The 14,350-nt window shown below is 61.9% G+C and carries 10 protein-coding genes and 1 pseudogene; all 11 read left to right on the top strand.

What is annotated here, in order from left to right; translation table 11 throughout:
• Positions 1-219: pseudogene (locus ILT44_RS14655) on the top strand (hypothetical protein); the annotation flags it as partial.
• Positions 220-613: 394 nt separating this feature from the next.
• Positions 614-4,087: a DNA polymerase III subunit alpha gene (gene dnaE, locus ILT44_RS14660; protein WP_204240343.1), complete on the top strand. Its 3,474-nt coding sequence runs from the start codon at positions 614-616 to the stop codon at positions 4,085-4,087.
• A 186-nt stretch (positions 4,088-4,273) separates the two neighbouring features.
• Entirely contained in the window at positions 4,274-5,296 is a 1,023-nt protein-coding gene (locus ILT44_RS14665; RefSeq protein WP_204240344.1) for a 30S ribosomal protein S2, read from the top strand.
• Positions 5,297-5,400: 104 nt separating this feature from the next.
• On the top strand, positions 5,401-6,330 hold the full coding sequence (gene tsf, locus ILT44_RS14670) for a translation elongation factor Ts (protein WP_204240345.1): 930 nt from the start codon (positions 5,401-5,403) through the stop codon (positions 6,328-6,330).
• A 71-nt stretch (positions 6,331-6,401) separates the two neighbouring features.
• Positions 6,402-7,115: a UMP kinase gene (gene pyrH, locus ILT44_RS14675; protein WP_372441169.1), complete on the top strand. Its 714-nt coding sequence runs from the start codon at positions 6,402-6,404 to the stop codon at positions 7,113-7,115.
• Positions 7,116-7,186: 71 nt separating this feature from the next.
• Entirely contained in the window at positions 7,187-7,747 is a 561-nt protein-coding gene (frr, locus tag ILT44_RS14680; RefSeq protein ID WP_204240347.1) for a ribosome recycling factor, read from the top strand.
• 88 nt (positions 7,748-7,835) lie between these two features.
• Positions 7,836-8,543 carry an isoprenyl transferase gene (locus ILT44_RS14685; protein WP_239468262.1) on the top strand — a complete coding sequence of 236 codons (708 nt, stop codon included), beginning with the start codon at positions 7,836-7,838 and terminating at the stop codon, positions 8,541-8,543.
• Positions 8,544-8,545: 2 nt separating this feature from the next.
• A complete protein-coding gene (locus tag ILT44_RS14690) occupies positions 8,546-9,403 on the top strand; it encodes a phosphatidate cytidylyltransferase (RefSeq protein ID WP_204240349.1) in 858 nt (285 codons plus the stop codon).
• 6 nt (positions 9,404-9,409) lie between these two features.
• Positions 9,410-10,591, top strand: a complete 1,182-nt coding sequence (dxr, locus tag ILT44_RS14695; RefSeq protein ID WP_204240350.1) for a 1-deoxy-D-xylulose-5-phosphate reductoisomerase — start codon at positions 9,410-9,412, stop codon at positions 10,589-10,591.
• Positions 10,592-10,612: 21 nt separating this feature from the next.
• Complete coding sequence (gene rseP, locus ILT44_RS14700; RefSeq protein WP_204240351.1) at positions 10,613-11,776, top strand: RIP metalloprotease RseP; 1,164 nt, start codon at positions 10,613-10,615, stop codon at positions 11,774-11,776.
• 167 nt (positions 11,777-11,943) lie between these two features.
• Entirely contained in the window at positions 11,944-14,349 is a 2,406-nt protein-coding gene (gene bamA, locus ILT44_RS14705) for an outer membrane protein assembly factor BamA (protein WP_239468255.1), read from the top strand.
• Position 14,350 lies beyond the last annotated feature (1 nt).

Consider the following 14,350-nt stretch of genomic DNA (forward strand, 5'->3'; position numbering starts at 1 on the left):
CCGATGGGGCGGCAGGTGCTCAAGAGCGGCGCATTCACGGTGGGCAGTGCGGCCACGAGCTGGGAGCACCGGATCGTCTACAACCAGGCCACGGGGGCCTTGTTCTACGATGCGGACGGCACCGGCAGCAGCACCGGCAATGTGGCGCAGATCCAGTTCGCGCAGCTGAAAGCCGGCACCGCCCTCTCCGCCGCCCACTTCCAGTTGTTCCCCCTGTAAGAGCCGGCCCGCAGGCCGCAACCGATGTGCACATGCGAAGAGCCGGTCCAATCAGGACCGGCTCCGCGCTTTTCAAGACTGTTAAGACTCTGTTGACTCCGTCCTGAGGGTGGCTTCTGCACACGCTTTACACAGAACATCCAATGAACAAATATGAACATATTGGGAACACGGAGATCAAACTATGCTTCGCTTCATCCTCGAGACCACCGCCGAGATCGCTTCACTCGCCATGTTCGGCTCGGCCGTGGCAATCTGGGCTCTAGTTCTTTCTCCCATCGCTTGATACCAGCCGTCCACAGGAGATCCTGTGGATTCACAGGAAGGAAGTCCTTCAATCCTTTCTTAGAAAAGAATCGTGCCACTATGCGTGCCATTGAGTGAGTAGAGTTTCATGGCGCGCATTCTTCAGGATATCAGCTTCGTTCATCTGCACGTGCATTCCTCGTATTCGCTGCTCGAGGGTGCCCTGAAGATCGCGCAACTGGCCAAACTCGCCGCCGTCGACAAGCAGCCGGCGCTGGCTCTCACCGACACCAACAACCTGTTCGGCGGCCTCGAATTCTCCGAGAAGATGGCAGGCTCCGGCATCCAGCCGATTGCCGGCGTCCAGCTCTCGGTCTGCTTCGAAGAGCCGGACCCCGTTGCCCGCATCGTGCCGCAGCCCGCCAGCGTCGTGCTGCTCGCGCAGAATGAGGAGGGCTATCGCAACCTCATGCGGCTCGTGAGTCATGCCTATTTCGGCGTGCCGCTCGGCGAGAATCCGCAGGTTGCAGCTTCCGTCCTGTCCTCTCACAATGAAGGGCTCATCGCGCTGACCGGCGGCTTTACAGGCCCCCTCGATAGAGCCCTGAGGGATGGCGGGCGCCAGGATCTGGCGCAGGCACGGCTTGATGTGCTCAAAAATGCTTTCGGCCACCAGCTCTATGTGGAGATCCAGCGTCACGGGCTGGAAGACGAGCGCCTGATCGAGGGTGAGCTGCTGGCGCTCGCGGATCGCAATGGCCTTCCCCTCGTGGCTGCCAACGAACCCTTCTTCTCCTCGGCGAAGGATTACGAGGCGCATGATGCGCTGCTCGCTATTGCGGAGGGGCAGATCGTCTCCAACCCCGATCGCCGCCGGCTCTCGCCCGAGCATCACTTCAAGACGCGCCAGCAGATGGTGGAGCTCTTCGCAGACCTGCCGGATGCGCTGCAGGCGAGCGTCGAGATCGCCATGCGCTGTGCGACGCGCGTGAAGACCCGCAAGCCCATCCTGCCGAATTTCGGAACGGGACCCGATGCGGCCAGTCTAGACGAAGGCGAGGAGCTGAAGCGGCAGGCGGAGGAGGGGCTTGTCAAGCGCCTCGCTGCGCACGGTCCGGCACCGGGCCTGACCGAGCAGGATTATCACGACCGCCTGGCCTATGAGGTCAACATCATCCGGAATATGAAGTTTCCGGGCTATTTCCTCATCGTGGCCGACTTCATCAAGTGGGCGAAGGATCATAACATCCCGGTTGGACCGGGCCGCGGTTCGGGTGCCGGCTCCCTCGTCGCCTATGCGCTGACCATCACCGACCTTGATCCTTTGCGCTTCGCGCTGCTCTTCGAGCGCTTCCTCAATCCGGAACGCGTGTCGATGCCGGACTTCGACATCGACTTCTGCGTCGAGGGCCGCGAACGCGTCATCCAGTATGTGCAGCAGCGGTATGGCGAAGAGCAGGTTGCGCAGATCATCACCTTCGGCACTCTGCTCGCCCGCGGCGTGCTGCGCGACGTCGGCCGTGTGCTCGAAATGCCCTACGGCCAAGTGGACAAGCTCACGAAGCTGGTGCCGCAGAACCCGGCCAATCCCGTGACACTCGCTCAGGCCATCGAAGGAGAGCCGAAGCTGCAGGCCGCGATCGAGGAGGAGCCTGTCGTCAAGCGTATGCTCGACATCGCGCAGAAGCTCGAAGGCCTCCACCGGCATGCGTCGACCCACGCGGCAGGCGTGGTGATCGGCGACCGACCGCTGCAGGAATTGGTGCCGCTCTACCGAGACCCGAAAACCGGCATGCGCGTGACCCAGTTCAACATGAAGTGGGTCGAGCAGGCGGGCCTCGTAAAGTTCGACTTCCTGGGCCTCAAGACTCTTACCGTTCTGCGCGCAGCGGTCGATCTGATCCGACGGAAAGGGATTGAAGTCGATCTATCGGCCTTGCCGCTCGACGACTATAAAACCTACGAGATGCTTCAGCGGGGCGAGACGGTCGGCGTGTTCCAGGTGGAATCGGCGGGCATGAGAAAAGCCCTCGTCGAAATGGAAGCCGACCGCTTCGAGGACATCATCGCCCTCGTCGCCCTCTATCGTCCCGGCCCGATGGCGAACATCCCGGTCTATTGCGCCCGGAAGCTCGGCAAGGACGAGCACAACAAGAAGGATTGGTATCCCCACGACAAGCTGGAGCCGATCCTGCGCGAGACCTTCGGCATCATCGTTTACCAGGAGCAGGTGATGGAGGTGGCGAAGGTCCTTTCCGGCTACTCGCTCGGCGACGCGGACCTTCTGCGTCGCGCCATGGGCAAGAAGATCAAGGCCGAGATGGATGCCCAGCGCGAGCGCTTCGTCTCCGGAGCCATCAAGGGCGGCCTCGATAAGGCGAAGGCCAACGAGATCTTCGACCTGCTCGCTAAGTTCGCGGATTACGGCTTCAACAAGAGCCACGCGGCTGCCTACGCGCTTGTCGCATTCCAGACCGCCTATCTGAAGGCGAATTACCCGGTCGAGTTCCTGGCGGCGTCCATGACGCTTGACCTGGACAACACGGACAAACTCTCAGAATTTCGCCGCGAGGCGCAGCGCCTCGGCTTCAAGGTTATTCCACCATCCATCAACCGCTCGGGCGTGGTGTTCGATGTGCAGTTTGACGCGGAAGGCAAGGGGCAGATTCTTTATGCGCTTGCCGCGGTCAAAGGCGTGGGCCGACAGGCTATCGAGAGCGTGATCGAAGTGCGCGGCGACAAGCCGTTCAAGGATCTCGCGGACTTCGCCCGGCGCATCAATCCACGCATGCTCAACAAGCGCACGCTGGAAAACCTCATCGCGGCCGGTGCCTTCGACGAGTTGGAGCCGGACCGGGCCAAGGCCTGCGCTTCCATCGACTCGATCATGAGCCTCGCCCAGCAATCCCACGAGGCCGCCAATGGCGGCATGATGGACATGTTCGGCGGCGTCGCATCGGCAGACGTGCAGTTCCGCATCGGACCCTACAACCCCTGGCCGGCGGCCGAGAGGCTGCAGCGGGAATACGATGCGGTGGGATTCTTCCTCTCGGGCCACCCATTGGATGAATACGGCGATCTCCTGAAGAAGCTGCGGGTTCAGACCTGGGTCGATTTCTGCCGCTCGGTAAAAGCGGGCAATTCGGTCGGTCGCGTGGCCGCTACGGTTCTCGACCGGCAGGAGCGCCGCACCAAGACCGGCAACAAGATGGGCATTCTCAGCCTCTCGGATCAGACCGGGCAGTTCGAGGCGATCATCTTCTCCGAAGGTCTCCAGCGCCTCCGCGATGTGCTCGAGCCTGGCGCCGCGGTCGTCCTGATGCTGCAGGCCGGCATTGAGGGCGAAGAGGTGAGAGCGCGGATCGGCATGGCCGAACCTCTGGAAGAGGCCCTCGCCAAGCACCAGAAGGGGATGCGAATCTTCCTGCGCGACGAACGGCCGATCTCGAGTGTCCAGGAGCGTCTGAGGGCCAGAGGTGAGGGCGAAGTATCGCTGGTTCTCATCCTCGACGACGGTGACCGGGAGGTCGAGGTCAAGCTCCCCGGGAAGTACATGGCCTCGCCTCAGATCGCCGGTGCTCTCCGAGCCGTGCCGGGGGTTGTGGACGTGCATATGAACTGAATCGCCTGGAAGCTTGACTTATCCAGGCAGGGGAATGTGCGTCATTCTTGGCTTGCATTCCAGGTCCTTTCCGCATATATGCGCCCCCATCCCACACGCGGAATCCCCTCATGAGCCCATGAGGATCCCCCGGTGGCCGGCAGGGCCGGTCCACTGTTCCGCGGAGGCTTAACCGGAGAATAAACTATGGCGCTTCCCGATTTCTCGATGCGCAGCCTGCTTGAAGCTGGCGCGCACTTTGGACACCAGTCCCACCGTTGGAACCCGAAGATGGGTCAATACATCTTCGGCACCCGCAACAACATCCACATCATCGACCTCGCCCAGACGGTTCCGATGCTGCACCGCGCCCTCCAGGCCGTCAGCGACACCGTGTCCAAGGGCGGACGCGTGCTTTTTGTTGGCACGAAGCGTCAGGCCGCTGACGCGGTCGCCGATGCGGCCAAGCGTTCGGCCCAGTACTACGTGAACTCGCGCTGGCTCGGCGGCATGCTGACCAACTGGAAGACGATCTCCGGCTCGATCTCGCGCCTGCGCAAGGTCGACGAGATCCTCGCCGGCGGCGGCCAGGGCCTCACGAAGAAGGAGCGCCTCATGCTCGCTCGTGAGAAGGAGAAGCTCGAGCGCGCTCTCGGCGGCATCAAGGACATGGGCGGCACGCCAGACCTGATCTTCGTCATCGACACCAACAAGGAGCAGCTGGCGATCCAGGAGGCCAAGCGCCTCGGCATCCCGGTGGCCGCCATCGTCGATACGAACTGTGATCCGGACGGCATCACCTTCCCGGTCCCGGCCAATGACGACGCCGGCCGCGCGATCTCGCTCTACTGCGATCTGGTTGCCCGCGCCGCCCTCGACGGCATCTCCCGCGGTGCTGGCGCCATGGGCATCGATATCGGCGAGTCCGAGAACCCGATGGCTGAAGAGCTCCCGGCGAACGATACGGCTGCTCCGGCCTATGAAGGCGAGCAGTTCGAGCGTCTGGCTGCTCCGCGCGGCGCTCCGGACGATCTGACCAAGCTCAACGGCGTTGGCCCGCAGCTCGAAAAGAAGCTGAACGAAGCCGGCATCTTCCACTATTGGCAGCTGGCCGCCATGCAGCCGGGCGACGTCTCCCAGCTCGACAAGGATCTGAAGCTGAACGGCCGCCTGGAGCGTGATGGCTGGATCAACCAGGCTCGCTCAATGATCGAAGCCGCTGCTGCGTAAGCCTTACGGCGCCGCGACATGCAGCGCCGCTTGAAGATTGATCGAGCCCGGCGTTCCACGAGCGCCGGGCTCCCTCTATGCATAAACCTTTGAAAGGAAAAGCCATGGCGAACATTACCGCTGCGATGGTGAAGGAGCTGCGCGAGACGACCAGCGCCGGCATGATGGACTGCAAGGCCGCTCTCGCCGAGACCAACGGCGACATGGAGGCCGCGATCGACTGGCTGCGCAAGAAGGGCCTCTCGAAAGCCGCCAAGAAGGCTGGCCGTGTGGCTGCCGAGGGCCTTGTGGCCGTCGAGTCGTCGGGCCACACCGCGACGATCCTCGAGGTGAATTCCGAGACCGACTTCGTTGCCCGCAACGACGGGTTCCAAGCCTTCGTCCGTGAAGCCGCCAAGATCGGCCTGATGGGCAACGGCACCATCGAGTCCCTCGAAGCTGCGACCTTCCCCGGCTCGTCCACGACCGTGAAGGACCGCCTGCAGGAGCTCATCGCCACCATCGGCGAGAACATGACCCTGCGTCGCGTCGCGAAGCTCGAGGTCTCCAAGGGCGTGATCGCGACCTATGTCCACAATGCCGTGACCGAAGGCCTCGGCAAGATCGGCGTGCTCGTGGCGCTCGAGTCCGAAGGTGACGTGACCGTTCTCGGTACCCTCGGCCGCCAGATCGCCATGCATGTGGCTGCCACCAACCCGGTGGCTCTCGATGCCTCCGGCGTCGACCAGGCGACCGTTGATCGCGAGACCGCGATCCTGCGCGACAAGAATGCCGGCAAGCCGGACAACGTCATGCAGAAGATCGTCGAGAGCGGCCTGAAGAGCTATTTCAAGGAAGTCACCCTTCTGGAGCAGCCCTTCGTGCACGATCCGTCCAAGACCGTGACCCAGGTGCTCAAGGAAGCCGAGGCCAAGGCCGGCAAGCCGGTGACCCTGAAAGCCTTCGTCCGCTATGCCCTCGGCGAGGGCATCGAGAAGGAGGAGGCTCCGGACTTTGCGGCGGAAGTCGCCGCCCAGGCCGGTCTGAAGGCCTAAATCGAACCTACGAGAACGGCGGCGCTTCAGCCGCCGTTTTCATGAGAGGATTCGAAAAGAGAGGTCTGATGATGGCAACGTTCCGGCGCATCCTGGTGAAGCTCTCCGGTGAGGCCTTGATGGCTCCCGATGGGTATTGGCTCGATCCTCAGATCCTGTCCTCCCTGGCAGAGGATTTGGCACAGGCCACCCGCGCCGGTTTCGAGATCGCCGTGGTCATTGGCGGCGGCAACATCATCCGTGGTGCCCGCATGAGCGCGGCCGGCTGGATCGACCGCCCCACCGCCGATTCCATGGGCATGCTGGGCACGGTGATGAACTCGCTCGCCATCGAAACGGCCCTGAACGCGGCCGGCGTTCCGGCCCGCACCATGTCGGCAGTCTCCATGCCGACCATCTGCGAGACCTATGCGCGCCAGCCCGCTCTGCATCACCTGGATAAGGGGCAGGTGGTGGTTCTGGCGGGAGGCACGGGCAATCCGTTCTTCACCACCGACACAGCCGCGGTCCTGCGTGCCGCCGAGCTGCGCTGTGACGCAGTGCTCAAGGCCACTCAGGTTGATGGCGTCTATTCGGCCGATCCGAAGAAGGATCCAAACGCGGTGCGATTCGACCGCCTCACCCATGACGAGGCCATCGCAAGGGATCTGAAGGTCATGGATACAGCCGCTTTCGCCCTTGCCCGCGAGAGCAGGCTCTCGATCATCGTCGGCTCGGTGCATGCTCCCAGCTCCGTAACCGCTCTTCTCCAGGGGAAAGTGCCCTCCACGGTCGTCGCCCCTTGATCCAAGGGCCTTGATGCTGGACCCTGAGGCGCTTAAGCCCATTTAGATAGTTCGCGTAAGGGACAAAACTGATGGCTACGACTTTTGATCTCGCCGATGTAAAGCGCCGCATGCAGGGCGCCATCACCGCTTTCAAGAACGATTTGGCCAGCCTTCGTACGGGGCGTGCCTCGCCGAATCTGCTTGATCCCATCCAAATCGACGCCTATGGCGCCGTGATGCCTATCTCTCAGGTTGCCACCGTCAACGTGCCGGAGCCGCGCCTGCTCAGCGTCCAGGTTTGGGACCGGGGCATGGTGGCTGCCGTCGAGAAGGCCATTCGCGAGTCGGATCTCGGCTTGAACCCGCAGACCGAGGGTCAGGTCATCCGCCTGCGTATTCCCGAGATGAACGAGCAGCGCCGCAAGGAAATGGTGAAGGTCGCCCACAAATACGCTGAAGAGGCAAAGATCGCTGTTCGGCACGTACGCCGAGACGGTCTCGATCTGCTCAAGAAGCTTGAGAAGGACAGCGCCATCAGCGAGGATGACGGGAAGCGTCACGCCGATCAGGTGCAGAAGACGACCGACCAGTTCGTCGCCGAGGTCGATTCCCTGCTCGTGGCCAAGGAAAAGGAAATCATGCACGTCTGATCCAGGGCGTGCATCGGAACAGATTATCATGAGCGGAGAAGCCAAACGGACGGCCCCGGACTTGGCCTGCAGGAATGCAGGCGAGGGGATGCCGGCCCATGTTGCCATCATCATGGATGGGAACGGCCGGTGGGCTGCTCAGAGAGGGCTGCCCCGCTTCGAAGGGCACCGGCGGGGAGTCGAGGCAATCCGCCGTGCCGTGCGAACCGCAACCGATCTGGGGATCCGCTATCTAACAGTCTACAGCTTTTCGGCGGAAAACTGGCGCCGCCCGGCCCAGGAGGTCTCCGATCTCATGGGACTGCTCAAGCGGTTTGTCAGGCACGATCTCGCCGAGCTCCATGCCAACAACATCCGGGTCCGGATCATCGGTGAGCGGGAAGGGCTGGCCTCCGATATCCGCCTCCTGCTGGACGAGGCCGAGCAGCTTACCCGTTCCAATACGGGTCTGTCCCTCGTGATCGCCTTCAACTATGGCGGCCGCCAGGAGATCGTGAGCGCCATGCGCGCGCTGGCCCGGAGGGTCAAGGAGGGGGGCCTCGATCCGGACGATATCGATATGGATACCGTTGGGGCAGCCCTCGATACCCATGATATACCGGATCCTGATCTGGTTATCCGCACCTCGGGCGAACAGCGGGTCTCCAACTTCCTGACCTGGCAGACGGCCTATTCGGAGTTCGTCTTCCTCCCCTGCTATTGGCCCGATTTCGACGAGACGACATTCAGGTCCGCCATTGACGAGTACTGCAGGCGCGACCGCCGCTTCGGCGGCCTGAGCGCTCGGGCTGTCTGACGATGGTTGCGGACGAAGGCTCCTCCCTACCCTCCAACCCCAAATCAGCTCCCCGCAAGGAACTGACGACCAGGATCTTCTCCGCCCTCGTCATGGTCGCTGCCGCGCTTCTGACGGCTTATATTGGCGGCTTGCCCTTTGCCCTGTTCTGGCTGGCAGCCGGCATCGCTACGATGGTCGAATGGACGGACATGACGAGGATTGAGCCCCGACGACCCGTACAGGTCATTCTCGGTCTCGGGCTCACTGCCCTGACATTCCTCTTCGTGCTGGACGTTGGATTCGGTCTCTTTCTCGCCGCCAGCCTTGCTGTTCTGGTGGTCGGTGTCGTCACTGTACGTGGCGCTGAAAACAAGCTCTGGGCGGCCTCCGGATTTATATATGCGTCCCTGATCGTCCTCGTTCCTCCGATCGTGCGTGAACACCCTGACCTTGGGATTCTGGGCCTGCTCTGGATGTTCGCAGTGGTATGGGCAACCGACATTGCAGCTTATTTCACGGGCCGGACTTTTGGCGGACCCAAGCTCTATCCGGCTATCAGCCCGAAGAAGACCTGGTCGGGCTTCATCGGCGGTGTCGTTGCCGCCGCCCTGGGTGGAGTTCTCGTGGCAATGGCCGGCCATCATTATGGTGCTGGCCTGCCTTTCGGCCTGCCAGGAACCATTGCTCTGTCCATCGTGGCATCCATTGCGAGCCAGATCGGAGATCTCGGGGAATCGGCTCTTAAGCGCCATTGCCAGGTCAAGGATTCAAGCCATCTCATCCCAGGCCATGGCGGCGTGATGGATCGGATCGACGGCTTCTGGGCGGTATGCCTCATCGTTGCTGTCGTTCTTCTGACCGTTCATTTGACCGCATAGGCATTGATGACCCGTTCCCTCACGATTCTCGGAGCCACCGGTTCGATTGGTCGCTCGACGGCAGATGTGGTGCTCGCCCATCAGGACGAGTTCCGGGTGGAGGCCGTCGTGGGTGGCCGCAATGCCCTGGCCTTGGCCGAGGTCGCCCGGCGGCTCGGCGCAAAATTCGCGGCCCTTGCAGAAGAGGGTGAAAATGAGGCCCTCGCACAGGCGCTCTCCGGGACTGGGATCGAAAGCGGCGCAGGACAGACCGCTGTCTTTGAGGCCGTCGAGCGCGATGCCGATGTCGTCCTTGCCGCCATCAGCGGGACCGCAGGCTTGGCGCCGACCCATGCCGCGCTCAAACCGGGGAGGCGCATCGCCCTAGCCAACAAGGAAAGCCTCGTCTGCGCTGGCAACGCCTTCATGGCCGATGCACGCCGTCTCGGCGTCACGATCATGCCCGTCGATTCCGAGCACAATGCCCTGGACCATGCCCTGGCGGCCGGCCTCAACCGAGATGTGGAGAAGGCCGTGATTACCGCCTCCGGTGGCCCTTTCCGGACTTGGTCCCGGGAACGGATCGCGAAGGCCAACGCCAGGGAGGCATCGGCCCATCCGGTTTGGTCCATGGGATCGAAGATCAACATCGACTCGGCGACCTTGATGAACAAGGGGCTTGAGTTGATCGAGGCCCATCACCTGTTCGGCCTCGAGGCGGAACGCTTGGACGTGCTTGTTCATCCGGAAGCCGTCGTTCATGGCCTAGTTCAGTGGAAGGACGGGGCTGTGACTGCGGGGCTCGCCTTGCCTGACATGAAGGTCCCCATCGCCAATGCCCTTCGCAACGAAGGCCGCCTGAAGATGGATCTGCCGCGTCTCGATCTTGCCTCTATTGGCCGTTTAAGCTTTGATCGGCCCGATGAAGGACGGTTCCCGTGCCTATCCTTGGCTATAGCAGCGCTCAGGGCTGGAGGAGCGCTGCCTACGATTCTGAATGCCGCCAATGAGATTGCCGTCGAGGCCTACATGGCGGACATGATAGAATTTTATGATATTTCAGATATTGTTGAGAGCGTCTGCTCAACTTTTTCTGGAAGAAGAATTCCGGCACCGGCGACCGTTGTGGAAGCACTGGCCATCGATCAGGAAGCCCGGAAAACGGCGCGACGGCTCTTGCCGGGCCATGCTAAAGCAGCGCGGCTGTAACCGGGCGCGAAGGGAATTGTGATGGACTTCATATCTACAATTGGCGGTGCAACAGGCTCCCTGTTCCTGACCCTGATATCCTTCCTTGTGGTGCTCACAGTGGTAGTTTTTATCCACGAGTTCGGCCACTTCTGGGTCGGCCGGCTGTGCGGGGTTGGGGTCACTGCCTTCTCAATCGGCTTCGGACGCGAGCTCGTTGGCTGGACAGATAGGAAGGGAACGCGGTGGAAGATTTCCGCGATTCCTCTCGGTGGCTACGTGAAGTTCGTCGGCGATCTCAACGCCGCGAGCGTCCCGGACCAGGATCAGCTGGATCGAATGCCGGTTGATCAGCGGGCCATCAGCTTCCCGCATCAGAATGTGGCCAAGCGCGCCGCCATCGTTGCGGCAGGGCCGATCGCCAATTTCATCCTGGCGATCGCAATCTTTGCCGGCTTCAACTACTTCAACGGGCGCCAGGTGCTGGAACCGCGGATCGAGGCGGTTCAGTCCGGAAGCGCAGCCGAGAAGGCCGGGTTCCAGCCCAAGGATCTGATCCTGACCGTCGACGGACGGCGCATCGAGACCTTTGCCGACATGCAGCTGATCGTAAGTTCCAGTGCCGGCGAGCCCCTCACGTTTACGGTCGACCGCAAAGGCGAGATTGTTGCCCTAACGGCAACTCCGAACTTCGTCGAAAGGACCAGCCCCTTCGGCAAGCAGCGCATAGGACTGCTGGGTGTGGAAGCCTCCCGCGACCCTTCCGCGATCAAGCGCCTGACATATTCTCCCTGGGGAGCGGTCAAGGCGGCCGTGGTCGAGACTTGGAACCTCGTCGAGCGGACCCTTAATTTCATCCGACGCCTCGCGATGGGGTGGGAATCGACCGATCAGCTCTCGGGCCCGATAGGTATCGCCAGGGCCTCCGGTACGGCGTTCGATGTGGGAGGGGTCTACAGTCTCGTCAGCCTGATCGGCTTCATGTCGGTCTCTATCGGTCTCATTAACCTCTTTCCGATTCCCCTCTTGGACGGCGGGCATCTGCTGTTTTATGCCATTGAGGCCGTGCGCGGGCGCCCTTTGAGCGAGAAAGCCCAGGAAATCGGCTTCAGAATCGGCTTTGCCCTCGTGGCGATGCTCATGCTGTTTGCCACTTGGAATGATCTTGTTCACCTTGGCACCAGTTTTATGAGCCGGGGATCGTGACAAGGACGCCACGCAGGATAAAAATCGCCACTCCGTTGTGGAAGGGCCGTTTGCAATAGCGGCGAAAGTTTGTACAAGCGCTCCACACGGATAAGGTTGGGGACACTCGTCTTCCAACCTGCGGGGACACCTCCGCTTAGGACAAAAGATAAAGAACGGGCCAGTTGATGATGTCGACGACCACTCCCCGCCGGAAGAAACCGGCTACCACCGCCGTTATCGCAATCAGCGCGTTGATGGCCGGAATTACCGCCGCGGAGAGCGCCTTCGCGCAGCAGGTAGCCCCGAGGAATCGCCGCGCATCAGCTGTGCAGGGTCCCATCGTCAATCGGGTGGTGGTCGAAGGAAACAAGCGGGTCGAGAAGGCGCTCATCGAGGAACAGCTTCAGGCGCGCGCCTGGGCTCCCTACAATCAGGCTGCCGTGGACGCCGACGTCCAGCGCATCCTTGAGGTCTACCGCCGTTCCGGCCGGGGGCTGGCTCAGGTGACCCCGCGCCTGGTCGATCTGCCCAACGGAACGGTGGACGTCGTCTACACAATCGTCGAAGGCGACAAGACCGGCGTCAAGGAAATCCGCTTCGTCGGCAACAGCCAGGTTTCGTCCAGCCGCCTGCGCGGCGTCATGCAGACGACCGAGACGAATCTCCTGAGCTTCCTCAAGAGCACCGATGTCTATGACCCGGACCGTCTCTCGAACGATCTTGAGCTGATCCGCCGCTATTACCTGAAGAACGGCTATGCCGACTTCCGCTTGGTGTCCAGCGACGTCCAGTTCGACGCCAATGGCGGCGGCTACGTCATCACCATCGCCGTCGAGGAGGGTGAGCAGTACCGGTTCGGCAATGTGAGCGTCGATCCGCGGCTTCCAGGGGTGGACGCCGAGGCAATACGCCGGGGCGTCACGACTTCGGCCGGCTCCGTCTACAATGCCGAAGCGGTCGAGAGATCGGTCCAGGCTCTCACGACGAGCGCGGCCCGCCAGGGCAACCCGTTCGCCCTGGTTCGTCCGGTCGGCACCCGCGATCCATCGACCCGCACGGTCAATCTGGCTTACGTGGTCGAAGAAGCCCCGCGGATCTACATCGAGCGCATCAACGTGCGCGGCAACAGCCGCACCCGCGACTATGTCATCCGTCGCGAATTCGAGCTCGGTGAAGGTGATGCCTACAACCAGGTGCTCGTGGACCGTGCCGAGCGCCGCCTGAATAACCTTGGCTATTTCAAACGGGTCCGCATCTCGAACGAGCCCGGCTCCTCGGCCGACCGTGTCGTCGTGAACGTGGATGTCGAGGATCAATCCACTGGCTCGTTCGCGATCTCGGGCGGCTATTCGACGGCGGACGGCTTCATCGGCGAAGTCTCCGTCACCGAGACCAACTTCCTGGGGCGCGGCCAATTTGTGCGCTTGGCAGGCCAGCTCGGCCAGCGCAGCAACGGCATCGATTTCTCCTTCACCGAGCCGTATTTCCTCGGCTATCGCATGGCGGCGGGTATCGATCTGTTCTCGAAGTTCAGCGACCAGACCCGGTACTCCCGCTACGAGAACCGGATGACCGGCGGCACCCTCCGTCTCGGTCTGCCGATCACGGAAGATTTCACGATCACCGCGCGCTACTCGCTCTATCAGCAGGAGCTGGAGATCCCGAACGACGTCGAGCAGCCCTACAATGACTGCTCGGTTCCGATCCCTGGCTACACCCGCCTAGCCGGAGGAGGGGTTGCAAACGGTGCACCAGGCGAGATCCCGTCACGAGCCTTCTGTGAAGGCAATGGCGAAGCTTCGCTGGCTATCAAGCAGTCTCAGGGCGAGACACTGACCTCGCTCGCGGGTCTCACCTTCAACTATAACACCCTCGACAGCATCCGTGAGCCGCGCAATGGCTTCTATGCGGAAGTGAAAACGGACTTTGCCGGTCTCGGCGGTGACTCGCACTACTTCCGTGTGACCGGCGATGCCCGTTACTATCGTGAGCTGTTTGAGGATGTCATCGGTATCGCCCGCATCCAGGGTGGCCACATCATGGGCTTCGAGGGGGGCGACGATGGTGGCCTTAATGGCAATCTTCGCATCGTCGACCAATTCTTCATGGGTCCCTCCCTGGTTCGTGGATTTGCTCCCAACGGTATTGGCCCGCGTGACATCTCGAGCTTCGACAGCAATGCGAACGCCATCGGCGGCACCACCTATTTCGGCGGCTCGCTTGAGGTTCAGTTCCCGATCCCGCTCCTGCCGCGTGAGCTGGGCCTGAAGGGCGCCGTCTTTGCCGATGCCGGTACGCTCTACGGCTATGAAGGACCGACTGTCTTCAATACCGGCGGCAGCATCCTTGACCCGCTCGATGGAAACTGCAGGCCGGTCGGTGACAGGCCGCAGAACTGCATCGAAGTCCTCGACAGCAGTATAATTCGCTCGTCAGTCGGTGCCTCGCTCCTCTGGAGCTCGCCGCTCGGTCCGATCCGCTTCGACTATGCCTTCGCTCTCTCTAAGGAAGAAGGCGTGATCAGGGATGGTGTTCGGGTTGGCGGCGACCGCACTCAGGCGTTCCGCTTCACGGGCGGCACGCGCTTCTAAC

The organism is Microvirga arvi (assembly GCF_016892765.1).
In the GTDB taxonomy this organism is placed as follows: domain Bacteria; phylum Pseudomonadota; class Alphaproteobacteria; order Rhizobiales; family Beijerinckiaceae; genus Microvirga; species Microvirga arvi.

What these genes read in the sequence shown, in the direction of transcription:
- dnaE (WP_204240343.1), top strand. Translation starts at nt 614, where the DNA reads ATGGCGCGCATTCTTCAGGATATCAGCTTCGTTCATCTGCACGTGCAT.
- ILT44_RS14665 (WP_204240344.1), top strand. Translation starts at nt 4,274, where the DNA reads ATGGCGCTTCCCGATTTCTCGATGCGCAGCCTGCTTGAAGCTGGCGCG.
- tsf (WP_204240345.1), top strand. Translation starts at nt 5,401, where the DNA reads ATGGCGAACATTACCGCTGCGATGGTGAAGGAGCTGCGCGAGACGACC.
- pyrH (WP_372441169.1), top strand. Translation starts at nt 6,402, where the DNA reads ATGGCAACGTTCCGGCGCATCCTGGTGAAGCTCTCCGGTGAGGCCTTG.
- frr (WP_204240347.1), top strand. Translation starts at nt 7,187, where the DNA reads ATGGCTACGACTTTTGATCTCGCCGATGTAAAGCGCCGCATGCAGGGC.
- ILT44_RS14685 (WP_239468262.1), top strand. Translation starts at nt 7,836, where the DNA reads ATGCCGGCCCATGTTGCCATCATCATGGATGGGAACGGCCGGTGGGCT.
- ILT44_RS14690 (WP_204240349.1), top strand. Translation starts at nt 8,546, where the DNA reads ATGGTTGCGGACGAAGGCTCCTCCCTACCCTCCAACCCCAAATCAGCT.
- dxr (WP_204240350.1), top strand. Translation starts at nt 9,410, where the DNA reads ATGACCCGTTCCCTCACGATTCTCGGAGCCACCGGTTCGATTGGTCGC.
- rseP (WP_204240351.1), top strand. Translation starts at nt 10,613, where the DNA reads ATGGACTTCATATCTACAATTGGCGGTGCAACAGGCTCCCTGTTCCTG.
- bamA (WP_239468255.1), top strand. Translation starts at nt 11,944, where the DNA reads ATGATGTCGACGACCACTCCCCGCCGGAAGAAACCGGCTACCACCGCC.